Genomic DNA, 16,577 nt, shown 5'->3' with positions numbered 1-16,577 from the left:
CCATGTCCCCAGCATTGGGACCGGTCCGCGACGACCCCGCGGTTCAGGCCGGATACGCCGCCCAGGACGCCTACCTGACCTGCATCCAGGAGATCCGCGAGAACTGGTCCGGCGACCTGGACGAACTGGCCCAGGCCGAGCAGATCGTCACCGCGTATGAGGCGCTGCTGGCCGAACTCGACCGCCTGCGCACGGATCTGCACGACCGGCGCCGCGCCCGCCTGACCGAGCTGGAGACACTCGTACCGGTCGGCGCAGGGGTCCCCGAGGACGCCTCTGCGGCAGATGCCGCGGTTCTGAACGCCGCGTTCCGCACCGCGCTGGAAAAGGCCCGCGACGCTGGCGGCAGCAAGGCCCGCCGTGAGCTGCTCGCGGAGGCCGAACGCTACAACGACGACACCCTGCGCCGTGGCGTGCTCACGGCCGCGTTCGAGGCCGGCGAACTCGACACCCTCAACGACTGGGCACGCGCGCACACCGACCTGGACGAAGGCTTCGCCACCGAACTCCGCACACTTCGCGGCCAACTGGCCGGTACAATCCGGGCTGACGCAGCCTGGGAACAGCAGGCGCTGCGTGCGCCGCGCCGACCACAGGAAGTGTTCAGCCTTCCCACCCTGCGCTCCGCCCGCGAAGCCACGGACAAGGCTCGACGTGCCGAGATCATCCGCCGCCGCTGATCGGCCACCCGACCAGCCCGATCCGGTGCGACTGCCCGTACCAGATCGGGCTGGGCTGCTTCGGCCGGACGGGTCGGTGACCGTGCCCGCCTCGGTCGCGGCCGAGGTGCTCCGCCGCCTGGTCCGCGACATCGTGACCGAGGCACGCGGCAACGGCGGTCAGCCCTCCCCCACCGCCCGCCGACTGCTGCACGCCCTCTACGAGGCCGCCCAGCTCCATCGCCACGCCAGCGCAACTCGACCAGGGCAGCGCGGCACCGTCCCCGGCGAACCGGGCCTATCCGTCCGTGAGACCGCCGATCTGATGGGCTGCTCGCCCCAGTGGGTGCGCCATCTACTGGCCACGGGTCGCCTCACCGGCCGCCGTAGCGGTGGCGTGTGGGTGGTCCACCCGAACCGTCCACTTGCGACACCGCAAGCCGATCTGCCGGTTGCATGATCCTGGCCTCGGCCGGTCAACGCCAGGCGCGGACACCGGCGCAACCACCGCCCCGCCTGATGCGAGGCCCCCACCGCGCGCAGGACGCGCACACCGCAACCGTCCACATCGGACGAAGGGAGGCGGCCAGTGCAGGCCGACACCGACCGCAACGTCTACCGCATCCAGTCCCCCCACCTCACCACCTACTGCGACGGCAACGAGCCTCATGACGAGCGCACCTCCGTGTGGTTCGTCGAAGGCGTCGCTTACCTCCCCCTCGGCCACCCCAAGGCCCGCTACTACAGCGAACACAGCAGCTACACCGTTGAGCGCGTGCCCGTCATGCCAGTCCACTACCCAGCCGCGGCGCAGGCCCTGCGCCAGGCTCCAGCCCGGATCGGCCTGCCGCTGCTCGACGCCGCCGACCCCGCGTTCCGCACCCGAGAGGCAGGCCGAGCATGAACGGCGTACTCGCGAACTGGTCCAGCGACCCGAAACCCAACCAGCGCATCCTCCGCGCACTTCAGACCCTCAACGACGCCTCGGGGGAGCTGCGGACGCTGCGGATGGAGCACAGCAAGGCCGTCAGCGAAGCGCGGCTGGCCGTCTCCCACGATCCGAACCTCTCCGCCGAGGGACGCGCGAACGCACTGCTGGAGCGGACCGCGGCTGTGGGCGAGCGGTTCATGCGGTCCCTGACCGAGTTGAAGGACAACGTGGACTCGGCCTACAGCACGATCGTGCGGACGATCGAAAAGAGCTGGCCGACGCCCGCGGCCGGGGTGGAAGGGATGCTCGGCCGGCAGGCCGCGTGGGCACGGAGCCGCTCACTGCTCGACGGCGGGATCAGGCCAGGCCAGGTGATCGAGGAGACCACCGACGTGGAAACCCTGTTCGCTCTGCGCGAGGAGTTGCCGACCTGGCTGCGCTCCAAGGGCGCCGACCTGTCCGCCGCAGAGGCTGCGACCCACCACATCGACGCCCAGATCAGCCGTGTGGCCTCCGATCCGTCCATCGTGGACCTGAGCGCCAAGTTCGAGGCACGCACGATCCTGGCCGCCCTACAGCCGATGCTGGACCACACCGAGGCCGAGTTCACCGGCCGAGGGACCCCAGCCGCAGGTATCCATGCCGCGGTCGCTGCCCAACTGGCCCGGCAGAGTCCAATCGGCACGCGCATCGCCTACGAGGTGTAGCCCGCCCCGCAGACCGCGCCTCGCCTCCTGACGAGGAGTCCGGGCGCGGTCTGCTGTCTGTCCTAGCCCCAGGGCAACACGATGTCCCAGACCAGCACGGTAATCACGCCATGCTCGATGGAGTAGCGGATGCTGCCGTGATCACCCACGTTGGCATACCAAGCCCCGTCCTTCGGGTTGAACCGGCCAGCCGACTCCGGATCAGAGGCCAACTGTCGGCGCTTGCGCTCGAACGCGGCCTGCGCCGGAGGTGCGGCGGCGGCCAGAGTCACTTCAGCCCTGGTCGTCAGGATCACCGTGTAGGCCATCGTGGTTCCTTCTCTCCCAGCACGGGCGCTGGAACCACGCCCGACCTGTCACCTGAGCGATAGCGCTCCAGGTCGGCCTGGGCCTGCTCCGAGGCAGGGTTGACCGTGCCGAACGCGACCGGCCACCACGCCTCCACTACGGCGGCCAACCGGGCAACGTCGAAGTCCTCCGCGGTCTTGGCAAGCGCCTCGCGGAACTCGTCCTCGAATCCTGTGCGCGCCTCGCCCTCCAGCGCAGCCCAGACGGCTGGTCCCGTCCTGTCGACGTTCACATACTGCGGAGCACCCTCAACCGGCTTCACGTGCTCTGTGGGCGTCCCTGCGTCCCGGTCGCGCTGCTGCATCCCCTGCTCCCACGCCTTGTACGTTCTCGGCCAGGTCTACGACTGGCCATCCGTTGCACCCCAACGGTAGGACGCAACCAGGCGCAGCCCGTCCGATTACCCCAGTGAGTGCCACACAACAACCCGAACGGCGCGCGCCATTGCTAACCGTCACCGCCGACGAGTGGCTGACCATCACTGCCTTCTACGAGGTCGACCGGAAGACGGTCGAGAAGCTTGTTGAGCGCAACCGCAGCGAACTCGGCAGTGACGGGTACCGCCTGCTTGAAGGCGAAGAACTGATGTCCTTGAAGGACATCAGTTCCGTTGGACGCCGAGCACGGGCCTTGGCCGTGCTGCCGCGCCGCGCCGTCCTCCGGGTGGGGATGCTGCTGCGAGACTCCGCCGTCGCGCGCGCCGTGCGGGACCACTTACTCAACGCTGAACGACCGGCCGCGATGCCCACTCACCCCGAGGCTCTGCGCGGATGGGCCGACGCACTGGACCGGACCGAGGCCGCCGAGCAGCGCGCCGCCGAACTGGAACCCGACGCGGCGCGGGCACGTCGAACGATGGACGCCGACGGGCTCGCACTCGTCGGCACCGTCGCCAAGCGCTTCGGCATCACGGAGAAGGCACTGCGGCAGTTCCTCTACGCCGAGGGCCTGCTGATCCGCGGCGGGGAACGGCACAACGAGCCGATGGCCCGCTACGTCCAGTCCGGGCACTTCGAACTCAAGATCCGTCTCGTCGGTGACCACCTGCTGGAGCGCAACACCACCTTCGTCACCCCCAAGGGCGAGGCGTTGATCTGGAAACGCCTCTACGACGCCGGATACGTCAGGTCGCCACAGGCGCCACCTGTCCAGTTACAGCTCTCGCCCTGACCAGGGGTACTCACCAGCCGAGTACCCCTGGTCAGCACTGCGCCCCCACCCTTCCCGCGCCGGGAGGGTGGGGGCGCTTTGTCGTGGGGTCCTACGGCCAGCGGCACTGTTCGTAGAGCTGGTGCCCGCGCGCGCAGTTCGGGCACTTCAGCACCTCGTCGAAGCGGCCAGCCCACACTCCCCGCCAGGTCGGCAGCGGCCAGCGTTGCTCACCGGCGAGGTCTTTGCGGTCCAGGGCACCCTCGGTCCGGAGCAGCAGGTCGCGCAGCTCGCCGAGGCCGACGTCCCCGATCGCGTCGTGAAGCGGGTCGTCAGCCTGGTAGTCCGGGTCCTGCATGGTCTTCACGATCGCCAGGTAGACCTCGGCGATCCGGCGGAGGCCGGCCAGTGCCTCTCTGTCGAAGTCCTGCATGTCGCTCTCCCCTTCGTCGGTCAGCGTGTGCTGCGTCTTCGACACCGGTCACGGCCACCGCCAGGTCAACCCATCCCACAAGGCACCGCCGGTGCGCCCAAGCCACCGAGCGGCGTCAAGGCCCGCTTGCCCGGCGCCTGCCGCGGCGTCCGGCCCGAACTGCCAGAGCACCGCGGCGACCACCGCCACCAGCAGCACCAGCGCGCCTTGCTTCATGGTCCGCACCCTTCCCCGGTCGGCCTGGTAGGTCTCGCGTGGTGTGGCCAAGATCCAGGCCAGCCTTGCGGCTTTCACATCCTGGTCGATCGGGGCCGCGGCCAGTGCTCCCCGCAGATCGTCAAGGCCCTGTTTGAGCCTGTTCGCCGGCGAACTCACCTCAGCCCTCTGCGGGAAGCTGGCCGGTTCCTTTGCAGGTGCCGCACAGGTCCCTCTCCCCCCTCCCTCCCCACCCCTGGCAGGTCGGGCAGTCCTTGAAGTCGTTCTCGCTCATCGTCGCTCCGCTGTCGGTGTTGGTCACCGGCCGCTGGGTAGCTGCCGGTCGTCCGGGACGATCTCGCCGTCGACGACTATGGGGGGCTTCGGCTTCCGCAGCTCCAGGTGCTGGGCCAGCAGCCGCGCGAGGTTGGCTGACGCGCTGGCCAACTCGTGTTCCTCCCGCACGGTCAAGGCCGCGCCCACGGCGTCGCGTCGCTTCTTGCGCGTCTCGGCGAGCACCCGGTTGCCTGCTTCGACGATGTCCTCCAGGGACATCACGATCGCCCCGACCAGCAGGTCACGTTCCTGCCCGTCGGTCACCGCGGTACCGCCAGCGTCTCGACGGCGAGGGCGGGCGCCACCGCTGCATCGGCGTGCTGCACCGCCCCCGCCGTCGTGGCCCGGCTCTCGGGGGGAGCGGCGCGTTCCGCGCGCGCCGTGGCCGGGCTGGTGTGCACCGGCGGCCGGACTGCGACCGGCGGCCGGTGTCGAAGGTCTGCGGGGGCCGGTATGAGCACGCCGATGCTGGCGAGGAAGTCAGCGCGCGGTTCTGGGGTGGGGGCGGCGGTCAGCTCATTGCCCGCCGCCCCCACGGTTCCGATCGGACGTCCCGAACGCGCCGATGCGGAACCGGTCGCCCGGCGTAGAGCCGGGCTGAGCGTGTCGCCGTCGGGTGTGGAGTCGACGGGGACACGCTGCTGGTGGGCGGTGGCGGCGACCGTGGGTGAGTTGGGGGTCGCCGCCACCGTGTCCCGGCGGACCGGCCGCGCTGCACTCGACGCGCGGTGGGGGGTCCGGTCAGGCCGGGGGTCTCGGTGGTGTGGTCGGAGCAGGTCGTACAGCGGCAGCAGGATGAGCAGGCTCCACACCAGCGTGGTTGCCCACCACGGGATGCCGGGGATCATCGCCAGTCCTTCGGGTCCTGGCGGTCATCGGAGGACCAGCGGCCGCGGCGGAACCACGCGACCAGGAACGCCGTCGTGACCACCACGGCGGCCACGGCCATGACCCACGCCTGCGTGCTCACGGCCGGGCCTTCGGGGTCTTGCTCCACCGGTCGGCCAGCTCGTTGTCCTCGATGAGGTGCCGGGAGAGCTTCGCGGCGTCCGCGGCGTCGAGCAGCGCGATCAGGCCGCCGGCGACCTGGACGAACACCTCGCCGTCCGCGGTGACGCCGGTGTGCACGGACAGCGCGCGGCCTTTCCGGCCACGAGCGGGGACCGACCGGTCCTGTTTGTGTCGACCTGCCACGCGTGCCTCCCACTTGCCTACGTTCAGCAGCGGGAATGACGCTAAGAGTGATCAAGTAGCGGAAGGGGCACAAACTGTGCCCCCACCCGATCAGGCCATCAGGCCGACCTTCTCGGCCAGGTCATCGGCGCGGCGGCGCATCCGCGTCGCCCCGTCGCGGACGTCGAGCACGATCTGCCGCGCGTAGCCGTTGAACCGGGCGGTCTCGGGCGCTGTGGCCACGGCATCGTCCAGGGCGGCCAGCGCGGCGGCAGGCTCGCCCCGCAGGTGGTGCGCGCGAGCAACCTCAATCAGGTGGCGGCTCCGCCGCGGCCGTGACGGGATCGACTTCGGGTCCAGCTTCGCCGCCTGCTGTGCGGCCTCGCCGCCTCGCCGGAGTTCGACGCTCACGGTCACGGCGTGCGCGGTCATGATCGGCTGGGAGAACGAGGTCATCGGCTGGTAGTAGCCGCTCGGCAGCTTCTTCGCTGCCCTGTCCGCCTCGTCCAGGTGCCGCATGGCGGTACCCGCTTCGCCACTCCGGGCCGCCGTGAACGCGGCCTCGAATTGCAGGCTCCCCCACAAGCCGAGCAGTTCGGCGGAGCCCTCTGGCAGCAACGGCCGCAGCAGCGCCAAAGCGTCGAACGTGACTGCCTGCGCCTCGTCCCAGTCCCCGGTGTCCCGGTGCGCCTGAGCGACCGACCAGGCAGCCATGGCGACCGCGCGCGCGTCTCCGGAGTCCTGCGCGGCGGACATGGCCCGCTCGGTGGCCCGCCACAGGAGCGCGGCGGCCGGTTGGTAGGCCACGTAGAAGGTCGAGAGGTTCAGCACCTCGGCGAGCAGGGCTTGTGCGTGCCGCCGCTGGGCACCTTCGTGCGCGCGGGCGGCAAGTTGTGCCTCCTGGATCAGGGTTGGCAGCAGGTCACCGAGGGTGGTCCGGTGCATTGCCGAGGCGTGCCTTGCCTTCCACGCGAAGGAGATCCGCTCGCGCAGGTGGTCAAGATCCGGCGGCTCGCTGTCGGTGTGGGCCAGGGCGTACGAGCTGAGCGCCGAGCGGACCGCAGGCAGCGCCGGATGGGCACGCATGGTAAGGGCGTCGGTCGGAAGGGGGAACGAATCGCCGGTCAGGTCGGCGAGGTCCCGCACGCCGAGGATCTCGGCAATGCGAACGAGCACGGGTAGTCGCGGCGGGAGCAGGCGCCCCGTCTCCACCGCCTTGAGCCAGCCCGGTGACTTGCCGAGCAGCCCGGCAACCACCGGGCGAGTCTTGCCCGCCCGCTCGCGGAAGTACTGGATGCGCTTGCCGACCGGCAGACCGGGGTCAAGCGGACTTGCGGCCATGTGCTGCCCGCCCATCTTCGCCGAGTGGCCTCTCCGCCGATGCCCCCGGTCCGTCGACCGGGGGCGCACCTCTCGGCGAAGAGGATGTGTTCAGGTTAGCCGCGCCACGGACGGGTGACACGGGTCAGCCTGGGGGTAGCTGAGCGGCCACGCGACGCACGGGCACAGGCAGCAAGATCAACGGGCACAACGTGGGCACAACTCAGGGCGAGAAACAGCGAAACACGATGAAACACCGTGAACGCCCTAGCGCCAGGTCAGACGGCGTTTCGGCCGGATCGCCCCAGGTCGGGAAACCGCAGGTGGTTCTGGGAGACCAAGAAGGCGGCCTGATTCGCTGTGCTGGGACGCCCCAGTCACCCGGGTGGTGGCTGGGGCGTCTCGCTATCCGGGTCAGGAAGGTGACTCGAACTCGTCCGCGACCTCCGCGGACTCCCGGCCCTGCAGGTGCAGCGTGAACAGCCGCTGCAGGTTGGCCAGCTGGCTCACGAACAGCAGCTCCTGGTGCTCGCTGAGCGTGACGCGAATCGGATCCCGCACCCTGGTGCTCTTGCTGACCTGACGACCGTTGATCTCCCTGGCCTTCTCCGCGATGTCGTCGAGACCCATGAGGATCGCGGCGACGACGTCCGGTGTACCGCCCACAAGTGCCTCCCCACAGTCCTGATCAGCGGTGCACAGCACGCTAGGAACACCAGGGGTCAGGTTGTTGTCACCAGGACAAGGACACCTGATCGGGCTACGCCGGCAGACCTGCCCGGTAGGCCATGCCGCGGAGTTCCCTGCCGACCGCGTCCCGCTTGGCCTTCACCACCAGCTCGGCCAGCACTGACCGCATGAACGGGTGCCTGCGCACACGTGCCGGAGAGATCAGTTCCGCCCGCCGGATCGCCAGCACCGCGTCGTCCTGCCGCCTCGGCAGCCGCGCCAGCGCCCTGCCGTACTCCCGCCAGTAGGCCGCCTGTCTGGTCCGCGAAGGCAGCACCCCGGGGTTGATCGTCTCCGCGATCTTGGCCGCTTCCAGGTGCTCGCCTGCCTCCAGCGCGACCGACATCCGCCACACCCCGACGTTGCCCGGACCGAACCCGAACCACAACGCGTTGCCCTCGCCGGTACGTTCGGCCAGCTCGGCCGCGTGCGCCAGCGCCGCGGTCCGCCCGGCCTGATCGCCACCGGCCGCCGCCACCAGCGATCGGGTCAGGGCCAGCATGCCGGACACCTGCAACTCGACCGCGCGGGCAGTGCCGACCTCAGCCTCCGCGAGCGCCCGCTCGGCCAGGGCGAACGCACCCGCGCCGAGCAGGCCGAACGCGGTGCCGAAGGCGCTCAGCGCGAGGGCGAGGGGCTGGTCGAGGCGCTCGGCGGCCTGCCTGGCCAGCGTCGCGGCCTGCCAGCCGAGGTCGAGTGGCGCGCCGATGTCCATCAGCCAGGCCTGGGTGCCCTGGACATGCGTCAGGGCCAGGAGCCGCAGCACTTCGGCTTCGCCCCGGCCGGTGGCCAGGGTCGTGTGCAGGTCCCGGATGAGGTCGGGGAGCGCCGCGCCGACCTGCTCGTACTGACAGTCCCGCTGCGCTGTCAGCACTTCGTCGACCCGCGCGGAGAGCACCGCGGGCGGCACCACCTGCCCGCCTGCCTGGTGCATGCTCACCGCCAGCATGGCCAGCCGGACAGCGTTGAGGAAGCGGTCCTCGGCAAGCTCGCCCGGCGCGATGGCGGCCGGCGACAAGGTCAGCTCCCCTGGCGCGACCTCCAGTGCCTCGGCCAGCTTCACGATCAGGGAACGCCGGTCGAGCGCTCGCTCGCCGTTCTCCAGCCGGGACAGGTGCGCGGCCGAGATTCCGGCCAACCCCGCGATCACGGCCAGCGACTTGCCACGAGCGTGCCGGATCTGCCGCAACCTGCGGCCGATCTCCGAATGCTCAGCTTTCACCAGGGCCACCTGACTCTTCGCCGAGTTGCACCTCCAGGTTAACCGCCGGGCTGACCGGCTGGGTGCGCGGAATGTGGGCATGCCAAGCGCGGTTGACCCCGACGGCACAGAATCAGCGGTGGCACCGGCCCCGGAGGAGAAGACGCGCGCATGACCCACGACGAGCACCGGGAGCCCACCGTCTACCTGCTGCGGCACGGTGAGACCGAGTGGTCCCGCTCCGGTCAGCACACCGGCCGCACCGACATCCCGCTCACCCCCCAGGGCCGCGCCCAGGCCGAGGCCGCTGGCCGCACCCTGACCGCGCTCGGCGTCAAAGGCCGGGTCCTGGCCAGTCCACGCGACCGCGCCCAGGTGACCGCCGAACTCGCCGGGCTCAGCGTCGACGAGGTCACCGAGGACCTGTCGGAGTGGGACTACGGCGACTACGAGGGCCTGACCACGCCGCGGATCCGCGAGTCCGTGCCCGGTTGGACCGTCTGGACGCACCCGGTCCCCGGTGGTGAATCCGCCGACCAGGTCAGCGCCCGCGCCGACCGGCTGCTGGACCGGGTCCGGGCGTTGTTGCCGGAGACCGACGTGGTGCTGGTCGGGCATGGGCACTTCAGCCGGGTGCTGGTGGCGCGGTGGCTGGAGCTGCCTGCCACGGCCGGGGTGCGATTCGGGTTGGGCACGGCGGGGATCGCTGTGCTGGGATTCGAGCGGGGTGTGCCGCAACTCGTGCGGCTCAACCTGCCGACCGCCTGAGCACTGGGGAGGAAACCCGTGACTGACGAACGCGTTCGCCGGGTCCGGCCGTCCGATGTGGACGCCGTGATCGGACTGATCGAGGGGCTCGCGGAGTACGAGCGCGCGCCGGAGTCCTGCACGATCACCGCCGACCAGCTGCGCACCGCCCTGTTCGGGGACAGCCCGGCGTTGTTCGGGCACGTCGCCGAAGCCGACGGCGTGGTGGTCGGCTGTGCCCTGTGGTTCCTGAACTTCTCCACCTGGGAGGGCAAGCACGGCATCTACCTGGAGGACCTGTTCGTACTGCCCGAGCACCGGGGTTCGGGGCTGGGCAAGGCGTTGCTGGTCGAGCTGGCGCAGGAGTGCGTGCGCCGCGGGTACGCCCGGTTCGAGTGGTCGGTGCTGGACTGGAACACGCCGGCGATCGACTTCTACAAGGCCCTTGGCGCGGTGGCCCTGGACGAGTGGACGGTGTACCGGATCGACGGGGCCGCCCTGGCGGAGCTGGGCAAGCCGGCCTGACTCAGGTGATCAGCGGGTCCCCGGCGGCCGCGACCAGCCCGAAGGCGGTCGCGCCGTCCAGGGACTCGCGCAGCAGGTCCTCGGTGCGGGCGGCGACCTCGGCGAGTTCGGCCAGGGCCTGGGCCACGGCGGGGACTCCTTCGGTGGGAACGCCGTCCTGCTCGCCGCGGCGGACCGGGCTCGCGACCGGTTTCGCCACGGGTGAAACTGGGCGGATGAGCCAGGACAAGGCGCGGCGGAAGCAGTTGCGCGAGGCCCACAAGGCCGCGGAGCGGGACAAACGCATCGCGCTGTGCCCGCTCAGCGAGCAGGAGCTGGCCGACCTCGTGGCGGAGCTGGAGGCCGCGGTCGAGCTGCACGGCTGCGACCACTCCACCCGGTTCGCGCAGGCCTGGGCCGCCGCGCACGGGCGGGGCTGGGCCGAGCTGGACGAGGGACTGGCCGAGCTGGGCGGTTACTGCGACTGCGAGATCTCGGTCAACTGCGATCCGGACACCGTGTTCGGCCGCTGAGCGGGCGCCGGGTGCAGGGTCAGTGCGAGCTGGCCGGGTCGCGGGCACAGTTCGGGTGGGGCGGCGGCGAGCAGCTCGGTGAGTTCCAGCGGGCGGGGCTGGCAGCGGGTGGACTCGGGCACGCCCAGGATCCCGGCGCCGTCCAGCGCGAGGGGCAGTTCGGCCAGCAGGGAGTGCGCGGCGATCTGGACCTGGCCGCGCGAGCAGAGCGCGCCCGGCACCCGGTCGGCGAGCATGGTCGCGGTGGCCCGCAGGCAGGCCGCGCGGAAGGCCGGGCTGCTCTCGTAGGCGTGCCGGACCTGGTCGTAGAGCACCTGGTAGCGGTAGCGGGCGGCCAGTTCGGCCCAGGGCACCACCAGCGAGCCGGGCAGGCCGAGCGCGGCCAGTGCGCGCCGGGCCCTGGTCTGCAGGCGTTTGCCCTCGCTGCGGGCCTTGTGCAGGGCGCGGTGGGTTTTGTAGCCGACGGCCCGGTAGGTGTGCACCGCGGGCAGGTCGACCAGCGCCACCTGCACCGCGGTGAAGTTGCGGGCGGCCCAGCCCGCGTAGCCGAGCAGATCCTCCTCGGCGTGGTCGAACAGGCCAAGGGCGAGCAGCGCGTGGCCGCCCCGGCCAACGGACGTACGCGGTCGCGGGATCTGACCGTCAGGCGTCACATCTCGATTGGAGCACGACACGCGCGGGCGCTCCCAGTCCCTTCTTTGAGTGATCAACCCATCGGAGCAGAAGCGGTGTCCCGATCGGCCCAGTGCGCACGCAGCGCGGCCACCGTCACCGAGATCGCCGGACGCCGGGTGGCCTGCTGCCGCCACACCGCGAACAGCCGCCGGGTCGGCGTCGGGACCAGCGGCCGGACCACCACGTGCGCCGGCACCGGACCGCGGCCGAGCCGGGGCAGCAGGCACACGCCCAGGCCCTGGGCGGCCAGCGCGAGCTGGGACTGGTACTCGGTGACCTGGTGCGCGAGCACCGGTTCGACCCCGCCGCCGCGCAGGGTGCGGATCAGCCAGTCGTGGCAGATCGAGCCGGGCGGCTGGCAGATCCAGCGCGCGCCGGTGAGTTCCAGCGGGCTCAGCTCGGCCCGCGCGGCCAGCGGATGGCTCTCGTGCAGCAGCACATCGGCCACGTCCACGCCGATGTCGGCTCTGGCCAGGCCCTCGGGCACGGCCAGCGGGGTGTTCTCCCAGTCGTGCACCACGGCCAGGTCCAGCTCGCCCCTGGCGACCAGGTCCATCGACAGGTGCGGGTCCAGTTCGGTCAGCCGCAGGTCCAGCTCCGGGTACTCCCGCGCCAGTTCGGCCAGCGGTCCTGGCAGCAGGCCGCGGGCGGCGGTGGCGAAGGTGGCCAGGGTGAGCCGCCCGACCGGCAGGCCGCGCTGTTCCTCCAGCCGCACCTCGGCCTGTTCGACCAGGGCCAGGATCTCCTTGGCGGTGCCTGCCAGCTCGGTGGCCGCGTCGGTGAGCGCGATGCCCCGGCCCCGGCGTTCCAGCAGCGTGGTGCCGGTCTCGCGTTCCAGTTTGGCCAGCTGCTGGGACACCGCGGAGGGGGTGTAGCCGAGCGCGGCGGCGGCCGCGTTGACCGAGCCGTGCACGGCCACGGCGTGCAGCGCGCGCAGTCTGCCGATATCGAGCATGAAGCAATACTAAACGGATCCCCGTAGATAGTTTCGCTGGTGCTTAACTCTCCGCCGGGTGAGGCTGAGCGGGTGAAGCCCGCACACGTCGCCCTCGCCGTCCTGGTCGCGCTGATCTGGGGACTCAACTTCGTGGTCATCCAGGTCGGACTGGCCGAGGTCCCGCCCTTCCTGTTCTCCGCGCTGCGCTTCACCGTGGCCGCACTGCCCGCGCTGTTCTTCGTCGGCTCGCCCCGGGTGGCCTGGCGCTGGGTGCTGCTGATGGGCCTGACCCTGGGCGTGGTGAAGTTCGGGCTGCTCTTCGGCGGCATGTACGCCGGCGCGCCGGCCGGGCTGTCCTCGCTGGTGCTGCAGAGCCAGGTGCTGTTCACCGTGCTCTTCGCCGCGCTGCTGCTCAAGGAGCGGCCCACCCCGCTGCGACTGGCCGGGACCGGGATCGCGCTGGCAGGCATGGTCCTGGTGGTGCTCGACTACGGCGCGGGCAGTCCGCTGGGCGCGTTGCTGATGGTGGTGGCCGCGGCCGCGGTGTGGAGCCTGACCAACATCATCACCCGCTACGCCGCCCCGCCGGACATGCTGCGCTTCATGGTCTGGGTCAGCGCGGTGCCGATCCTGCCGCTGTTCGCCCTCTCGGCGACCTTCGAGGGCGTAGACACCGGCCTGACCGCGTTGGCGCACCTGGACTTCGCCGGCGTCGGCGCGGTGCTCTACGTGGGCTGGGCTGCCACCCTGGCCGGCTTCGGCATCTGGGGTTTCCTGCTGCGCAGCTACCCGGCCACCGCGGTCGCGCCGTTCTCGTTGCTGGTGCCGGTGTTCGGCATGTCCTCGGCCGCGTTGCTGCTGAACGAGCGGCTGACCACGCTGCGGCTGGCCGCCGCCGTGCTGGTCATCATCGGCGTCGCACTGGCTTCGGGCGTGGTCAAGCCCAGGGCGCGACGGACCACGCCGCACCCCGGGCTCGAACCGGTCAGCCTCGCCGGTCCCGCGCCTGTTCCTCGGTGACCTCGATCTGCTCCTTGCGCACCTGGCCGGAGACGGTCTGCTCCTCGGTGACCGTCTCCTTGGCCAGCCGCACCCGTTCCACCGGCACCGCCTCGGTCCGCACCACCGGCTGCTCCGCGTGCAGGGTGACCTCGTGCTCGGCCTCGCGGATCTCCGCACCCGACATCGCCTGGTCCCGGTTGGCCTCGGTGATCGGCTCCCGTTCGACCCGCACTTCCTCATGCCGCACCGGCACGCTGACCTGCTGTTCCTCGGTCACCACGTACTTGCGCAGCCGGACCCGCCCGGTCTCCTGGGTCTCCGCGCCGACCTTGAGCCGCTCCTCGGACCGGGTCATCGCCTCGTGGTCCCGGCCGCCGTGGTCCGCCGCCATCCGGCCGTCCTTCGCCCGGCCGCCCTGGCGGTCCTGGCGCGGGCCGGGCACCTCCGGGTAGCGCAGGCCGTAGTAGGCGTAGAGCTGCTGCTCCTCCGCCGAGGACAACCGGCCGGCGGCGTCCATCCGGGGCGCGTCGCCGACCTGGTCCTTGGTCACCGCCACCCGCAGCGTCTCCCCGTCCACGCTGGCGCCTTCCAGCGGGACGAAGCTCTCCTTCAGGCCGAACAGACCGGTGCGCACGGTGGCCCACACCGGCTTCCCGGTCTTCTCATCCAGATAGACCTGGCCGACCTTGCCGATCTTGGCGCCGTCCCGGTCGCAGACCTCGTCGCCGAACAACTGCGGCACCATCTGCTCGCTGATCATCGCCTTCGTCCTCCCGGTCTCCCGTTCGCGTCACGCTGGACGGAGCAGGAACTGCCCGGGAGAAGCCGGGGCAACCAGGAATTCCGCCGGACCACCGGGCCGGGTTACCGCAGGCCACCCCTTCGTGGCACTAACCGGGCTGGTCCGCCGAGTCGTCGTAGGGCCCGATGCCCAGCACCCAGGCCCGCGCGTGCGTGCTGAACAGCAGCACCAGCACGGCCAGGCAGTAGATCGCGGCCAGCGAGCCGATCAGCCAGCGCCCGGACGGCCCGAGGGTATACCAGGCCACGCCCAGCAACAGGATCTCCACCACCACCGCGGGCGAACGCGCCCAGCGCTTGCCGCGCAGCAGCCCGATCGCGGCCGCGAGCACCCCGGCGGTCAGCACCGCGAAGTAGGCGGCCTCACCGAAGACGTTGCCCGGCTTGGGCGCGCCGTCGAGCGCGCGCACCAGCAGGGCGAGCACCAGCACCACCCCCGCCAGGCCCTGCAACCCGACCAGGAGACCCGCCACACGCACCGCTCGCGGCGCACCCAGGGCTTGCGACATGCGGACAAGGCTAGCCATCCCCTGATCGGGGCGATCTGGCAGCTCACGGACGTGACTTGCGCCGCATATCAGTGATCACCCAGGCACAACGCCGCTGCTCGGCAGCCACCATCGGGTCAGGGGTGGAGCGCGGGGCGTCACGGGCTGTCATACGCTTCAGTGCGTGCGCGCACTCCTCGTGGTCAATCCCCAGGCCACCGCCACCTCGGCGGCGGGGCGCGATGTCATCGCGCACGCACTGGCCAGCGACGTGAAACTGGACGTCGTCGAGACCAGTTACCGGGGGCACGCGGCGGATGCCGCGGCCGAGGCCGCGCACGACGGTTTTGACCTCGTGGTGGCGCACGGCGGGGATGGCACGGTCAACGAGGTCGTGAACGGACTGCTCTCTGACGGCGTCCGGGACGATGTGCCGATGCTGGGTGTGGTGCCGGGCGGATCCGCGAATGTCTTCGCGCGCGCACTGGGACTGCCGGTTGATCCGGTGGAGGCCACCCACCGGTTGCTGCAGGCGATCGAGGCAGGCGCGAGTCGCCGGGTCGGGCTGGGCCGGGCGGATGACCGCTGGTTCACCTTCAACGCCGGGCTGGGCTGGGACGCCGACGTGGTCGCCGGGGTCGAACGGCACCGGGTCAAGAAGGCCACCCCGATGCTCTACGCGCGAATGGCCGCCACCAGCTACTTCAAGCTGGACCACGGGCACCCGAAGCTCACCGTGCAGCTGCCCGACGGCGAACCGGAGACCGGGCTGCACCTGGCCTTCGTGTCCAACACCGATCCGTGGACCTACCTGGGTGAGCGGCCGCTGCGGATCAATCCGGGCTCCTCCTTCGAGGACGGATTGGGCGTGTTTGCTCTCCGTAACGTCGGGGTACCCACCGTCGTGAAGCACGTGTGGCAGATTCTGCGGCCCGGTGGAAGTCCGCAGGGCGGGAATTTGTTGCGGCGGGATGACGTTGAGTGGATTAGAGTGACCTGCGCGGAACCGGTCCGGCTCCAGGTAGACGGCGATCTTCTTGGCGAGCGGACCGATGTGCGGTTCATGTCCGTGCCGGCGGCACTGTCCGTCGCGGTGTGACCTGTGCGTGATCGGGTCGTCACCTGGGCGTGACCTTCGCCAGCGCGCGGAATGTCACCCTTTGAAACCGCCAAGCAAGTGCGTGTCGATCTTTCGGGTGAGTTGCCTCACCGGATTGGATCGGGCCTCTTGACTTTGCCGTAGTTCGTGAAAGCATTCACAAGCACCCACAAACACCCCCGAAACCACTATCGGCACTATTGCTATGTGCCTAGCGAGGAGCAAGGAACCATGGACTGGCGCCACCGCGCGACCTGCCGCGACGAGGACCCCGAGCTGTTCTTCCCCGTTGGGAACAGCGGTCCTGCGTTGCTCCAGATCGCCGAGGCGAAGACCGTCTGCCGCCGGTGCCCCGTGATGTCCGACTGCCTGACCTGGGCGCTGGAGTCTGGACAGGACGCGGGAGTCTGGGGCGGTATGAGCGAGGACGAGCGACGCGCGCTGAAGCGACGCAACGCCCGCACCCGGGCTCGCACTGGAGCCTGAGAGGGTCGCAACCTCCGAACGGCCGACTGACCGGCACTCGCGCGAACGAGTGCCGGTCAGTTGCTTTTTCTGCCTCTCCGGCGAAAACCCCGGTCCGCACTGGCAGAAACATGACTAGATAAAC

General features: G+C 70.6%; 27 protein-coding genes. 11 read left to right on the top strand and 16 right to left on the bottom strand.

What is annotated here, in order from left to right:
- The first annotated feature begins 2 nt into the window (after positions 1–2).
- From ACTOWY_RS29705 to ACTOWY_RS29690, 4 genes are all read left to right on the top strand, one after another.
- The gene (locus ACTOWY_RS29705; RefSeq protein ID WP_441312908.1) at positions 3–680 is read left to right on the top strand and encodes a hypothetical protein; all 678 of its coding nucleotides are present in this window, start codon (positions 3–5) and stop codon (positions 678–680) included.
- A 76-nt stretch (positions 681–756) separates the two neighbouring features.
- A complete protein-coding gene (locus tag ACTOWY_RS29700) occupies positions 757–1,119 on the top strand; it encodes a hypothetical protein (RefSeq protein WP_441312907.1) in 363 nt (120 codons plus the stop codon).
- Between the two features lie 129 nt (positions 1,120–1,248).
- Positions 1,249–1,563: a hypothetical protein gene (locus ACTOWY_RS29695; protein WP_441312906.1), complete on the top strand. Its 315-nt coding sequence runs from the start codon at positions 1,249–1,251 to the stop codon at positions 1,561–1,563.
- Positions 1,560–2,297 (top strand): hypothetical protein, encoded by a 738-nt coding sequence (locus ACTOWY_RS29690; protein WP_441312905.1) that lies wholly within the window; start codon positions 1,560–1,562, stop codon positions 2,295–2,297. The genes ACTOWY_RS29695 and ACTOWY_RS29690 overlap by 4 nt, the downstream gene beginning before the upstream one ends.
- Positions 2,298–2,359: 62 nt before the next feature.
- Here ACTOWY_RS29690 and ACTOWY_RS29685 read toward each other — a convergent pair whose 3' ends face one another.
- Both ACTOWY_RS29685 and ACTOWY_RS29680 read right to left on the bottom strand, forming a co-directional pair.
- Complete coding sequence (locus ACTOWY_RS29685; protein WP_441312904.1) at positions 2,360–2,605, bottom strand: hypothetical protein; 246 nt, start codon at positions 2,603–2,605, stop codon at positions 2,360–2,362.
- The gene (locus ACTOWY_RS29680; protein WP_441312903.1) at positions 2,590–2,949 is read right to left on the bottom strand and encodes a DUF6247 family protein; all 360 of its coding nucleotides are present in this window, start codon (positions 2,947–2,949) and stop codon (positions 2,590–2,592) included. The genes ACTOWY_RS29685 and ACTOWY_RS29680 overlap by 16 nt, the downstream gene beginning before the upstream one ends.
- A gap of 104 nt (positions 2,950–3,053) precedes the next feature.
- On the opposite strand from ACTOWY_RS29680, the gene ACTOWY_RS29675 reads away from it, so the two are divergent.
- Entirely contained in the window at positions 3,054–3,815 is a 762-nt protein-coding gene (locus ACTOWY_RS29675; RefSeq protein WP_441312902.1) for a phage antirepressor KilAC domain-containing protein, read from the top strand.
- A gap of 91 nt (positions 3,816–3,906) precedes the next feature.
- On the opposite strand, the gene ACTOWY_RS29670 is transcribed toward ACTOWY_RS29675, so the two are convergent.
- The 9 genes from ACTOWY_RS29670 to ACTOWY_RS29630 all read right to left on the bottom strand — a co-directional run bounded on the left by ACTOWY_RS29670 (position 3,907) and on the right by ACTOWY_RS29630 (position 9,202).
- Positions 3,907–4,272, bottom strand: a complete 366-nt coding sequence (locus ACTOWY_RS29670) for a hypothetical protein (RefSeq protein WP_441312901.1) — start codon at positions 4,270–4,272, stop codon at positions 3,907–3,909.
- 3 nt (positions 4,273–4,275) lie between these two features.
- Positions 4,276–4,602, bottom strand: coding sequence for a hypothetical protein (locus ACTOWY_RS29665; RefSeq protein WP_441312900.1), 327 nt, complete (start codon positions 4,600–4,602; stop codon positions 4,276–4,278).
- A gap of 138 nt (positions 4,603–4,740) precedes the next feature.
- Positions 4,741–5,022, bottom strand: a complete 282-nt coding sequence (locus ACTOWY_RS29660) for a hypothetical protein (RefSeq protein ID WP_441312899.1) — start codon at positions 5,020–5,022, stop codon at positions 4,741–4,743.
- Complete coding sequence (locus ACTOWY_RS29655; RefSeq protein WP_441312898.1) at positions 5,019–5,606, bottom strand: hypothetical protein; 588 nt, start codon at positions 5,604–5,606, stop codon at positions 5,019–5,021. The genes ACTOWY_RS29660 and ACTOWY_RS29655 overlap by 4 nt, the downstream gene beginning before the upstream one ends.
- The gene (locus ACTOWY_RS29650) at positions 5,603–5,728 is read right to left on the bottom strand and encodes a hypothetical protein (protein ID WP_441312897.1); all 126 of its coding nucleotides are present in this window, start codon (positions 5,726–5,728) and stop codon (positions 5,603–5,605) included. The genes ACTOWY_RS29655 and ACTOWY_RS29650 overlap by 4 nt, the downstream gene beginning before the upstream one ends.
- On the bottom strand, positions 5,725–5,952 hold the full coding sequence (locus ACTOWY_RS29645) for a hypothetical protein (protein WP_441312896.1): 228 nt from the start codon (positions 5,950–5,952) through the stop codon (positions 5,725–5,727). Before ACTOWY_RS29645 ends, ACTOWY_RS29650 begins: the two co-directional genes overlap by 4 nt.
- 90 nt (positions 5,953–6,042) lie before the next feature.
- Positions 6,043–7,272, bottom strand: a complete 1,230-nt coding sequence (locus tag ACTOWY_RS29640; RefSeq protein WP_441312895.1) for a helix-turn-helix domain-containing protein — start codon at positions 7,270–7,272, stop codon at positions 6,043–6,045.
- A 393-nt stretch (positions 7,273–7,665) separates the two neighbouring features.
- Positions 7,666–7,917, bottom strand: a complete 252-nt coding sequence (locus tag ACTOWY_RS29635) for a hypothetical protein (protein WP_441312894.1) — start codon at positions 7,915–7,917, stop codon at positions 7,666–7,668.
- Positions 7,918–8,011: 94 nt separating this feature from the next.
- Positions 8,012–9,202 (bottom strand): helix-turn-helix domain-containing protein, encoded by a 1,191-nt coding sequence (locus ACTOWY_RS29630; RefSeq protein WP_441312893.1) that lies wholly within the window; start codon positions 9,200–9,202, stop codon positions 8,012–8,014.
- A gap of 150 nt (positions 9,203–9,352) precedes the next feature.
- Between ACTOWY_RS29630 and ACTOWY_RS29625 the strand changes: the two genes are divergently transcribed.
- The gene (locus ACTOWY_RS29625) at positions 9,353–9,949 is read left to right on the top strand and encodes an acid phosphatase (RefSeq protein ID WP_441312892.1); all 597 of its coding nucleotides are present in this window, start codon (positions 9,353–9,355) and stop codon (positions 9,947–9,949) included.
- 18 nt (positions 9,950–9,967) lie between these two features.
- Positions 9,968–10,453 carry a GNAT family N-acetyltransferase gene (locus tag ACTOWY_RS29620; RefSeq protein WP_441312891.1) on the top strand — a complete coding sequence of 162 codons (486 nt, stop codon included), beginning with the start codon at positions 9,968–9,970 and terminating at the stop codon, positions 10,451–10,453.
- Between the two features lies 1 nt (position 10,454).
- Here ACTOWY_RS29620 and ACTOWY_RS29615 read toward each other — a convergent pair whose 3' ends face one another.
- Entirely contained in the window at positions 10,455–10,652 is a 198-nt protein-coding gene (locus tag ACTOWY_RS29615) for a hypothetical protein (RefSeq protein ID WP_441312890.1), read from the bottom strand.
- A 16-nt stretch (positions 10,653–10,668) separates the two neighbouring features.
- On the opposite strand from ACTOWY_RS29615, the gene ACTOWY_RS29610 reads away from it, so the two are divergent.
- A complete protein-coding gene (locus tag ACTOWY_RS29610; RefSeq protein WP_441312889.1) occupies positions 10,669–10,965 on the top strand; it encodes a DUF2695 domain-containing protein in 297 nt (98 codons plus the stop codon).
- Here ACTOWY_RS29610 and ACTOWY_RS29605 read toward each other — a convergent pair.
- Complete coding sequence (locus ACTOWY_RS29605) at positions 10,908–11,618, bottom strand: tRNA-dependent cyclodipeptide synthase (RefSeq protein ID WP_441312888.1); 711 nt, start codon at positions 11,616–11,618, stop codon at positions 10,908–10,910. The two genes, ACTOWY_RS29610 and ACTOWY_RS29605, sit on opposite strands and share 58 nt — an antisense overlap.
- A 53-nt stretch (positions 11,619–11,671) precedes the next feature.
- Positions 11,672–12,595: a LysR family transcriptional regulator gene (locus ACTOWY_RS29600; RefSeq protein ID WP_441312887.1), complete on the bottom strand. Its 924-nt coding sequence runs from the start codon at positions 12,593–12,595 to the stop codon at positions 11,672–11,674.
- A 72-nt stretch (positions 12,596–12,667) separates the two neighbouring features.
- Here ACTOWY_RS29600 and ACTOWY_RS29595 point away from each other — a divergent pair, with 72 nt between their 5' ends.
- Positions 12,668–13,597 carry an EamA family transporter gene (locus ACTOWY_RS29595; protein WP_441312886.1) on the top strand — a complete coding sequence of 310 codons (930 nt, stop codon included), beginning with the start codon at positions 12,668–12,670 and terminating at the stop codon, positions 13,595–13,597.
- Here ACTOWY_RS29595 and ACTOWY_RS29590 read toward each other — a convergent pair.
- Together ACTOWY_RS29590 and ACTOWY_RS29585 are read right to left on the bottom strand one after the other, a co-directional pair.
- Positions 13,563–14,339 carry a DUF2382 domain-containing protein gene (locus tag ACTOWY_RS29590; protein ID WP_441312885.1) on the bottom strand — a complete coding sequence of 259 codons (777 nt, stop codon included), beginning with the start codon at positions 14,337–14,339 and terminating at the stop codon, positions 13,563–13,565. The genes ACTOWY_RS29595 and ACTOWY_RS29590 overlap by 35 nt on opposite strands.
- A gap of 130 nt (positions 14,340–14,469) precedes the next feature.
- Positions 14,470–14,889, bottom strand: a complete 420-nt coding sequence (locus ACTOWY_RS29585; RefSeq protein WP_441312884.1) for a hypothetical protein — start codon at positions 14,887–14,889, stop codon at positions 14,470–14,472.
- 163 nt (positions 14,890–15,052) lie between these two features.
- Between ACTOWY_RS29585 and ACTOWY_RS29580 the strand changes: the two genes are divergently transcribed.
- A complete protein-coding gene (locus tag ACTOWY_RS29580; RefSeq protein ID WP_441312883.1) occupies positions 15,053–15,967 on the top strand; it encodes a diacylglycerol/lipid kinase family protein in 915 nt (304 codons plus the stop codon).
- Between the two features lie 231 nt (positions 15,968–16,198).
- A complete protein-coding gene (locus tag ACTOWY_RS29575; RefSeq protein ID WP_185001773.1) occupies positions 16,199–16,453 on the top strand; it encodes a WhiB family transcriptional regulator in 255 nt (84 codons plus the stop codon).
- The last annotated feature ends 124 nt before the right edge of the window (positions 16,454–16,577 follow it).

Source organism: Crossiella sp. CA198, assembly GCF_052078295.1.
Lineage (GTDB): Bacteria > Actinomycetota > Actinomycetes > Mycobacteriales > Pseudonocardiaceae > Crossiella.
This window is presented reverse-complemented; position numbering and strand designations above follow the sequence as displayed.

Coding starts and splice junctions, on each gene's coding strand:
- ACTOWY_RS29705 (WP_441312908.1), top strand. CDS start 3: ATGTCCCCAGCATTGGGACCGGTCCGCGACGACCCCGCGGTTCAGGCC.
- ACTOWY_RS29690 (WP_441312905.1), top strand. CDS start 1,560: ATGAACGGCGTACTCGCGAACTGGTCCAGCGACCCGAAACCCAACCAG.
- ACTOWY_RS29685 (WP_441312904.1), bottom strand. CDS start 2,605: ATGGCCTACACGGTGATCCTGACGACCAGGGCTGAAGTGACTCTGGCC.
- ACTOWY_RS29680 (WP_441312903.1), bottom strand. CDS start 2,949: ATGCAGCAGCGCGACCGGGACGCAGGGACGCCCACAGAGCACGTGAAG.
- ACTOWY_RS29655 (WP_441312898.1), bottom strand. CDS start 5,606: ATGATCCCCGGCATCCCGTGGTGGGCAACCACGCTGGTGTGGAGCCTG.
- ACTOWY_RS29640 (WP_441312895.1), bottom strand. CDS start 7,272: ATGGCCGCAAGTCCGCTTGACCCCGGTCTGCCGGTCGGCAAGCGCATC.
- ACTOWY_RS29625 (WP_441312892.1), top strand. CDS start 9,353: ATGACCCACGACGAGCACCGGGAGCCCACCGTCTACCTGCTGCGGCAC.
- ACTOWY_RS29610 (WP_441312889.1), top strand. CDS start 10,669: ATGAGCCAGGACAAGGCGCGGCGGAAGCAGTTGCGCGAGGCCCACAAG.
- ACTOWY_RS29600 (WP_441312887.1), bottom strand. CDS start 12,595: ATGCTCGATATCGGCAGACTGCGCGCGCTGCACGCCGTGGCCGTGCAC.
- ACTOWY_RS29590 (WP_441312885.1), bottom strand. CDS start 14,339: ATGATCAGCGAGCAGATGGTGCCGCAGTTGTTCGGCGACGAGGTCTGC.
- ACTOWY_RS29585 (WP_441312884.1), bottom strand. CDS start 14,889: ATGTCGCAAGCCCTGGGTGCGCCGCGAGCGGTGCGTGTGGCGGGTCTC.
- ACTOWY_RS29575 (WP_185001773.1), top strand. CDS start 16,199: ATGGACTGGCGCCACCGCGCGACCTGCCGCGACGAGGACCCCGAGCTG.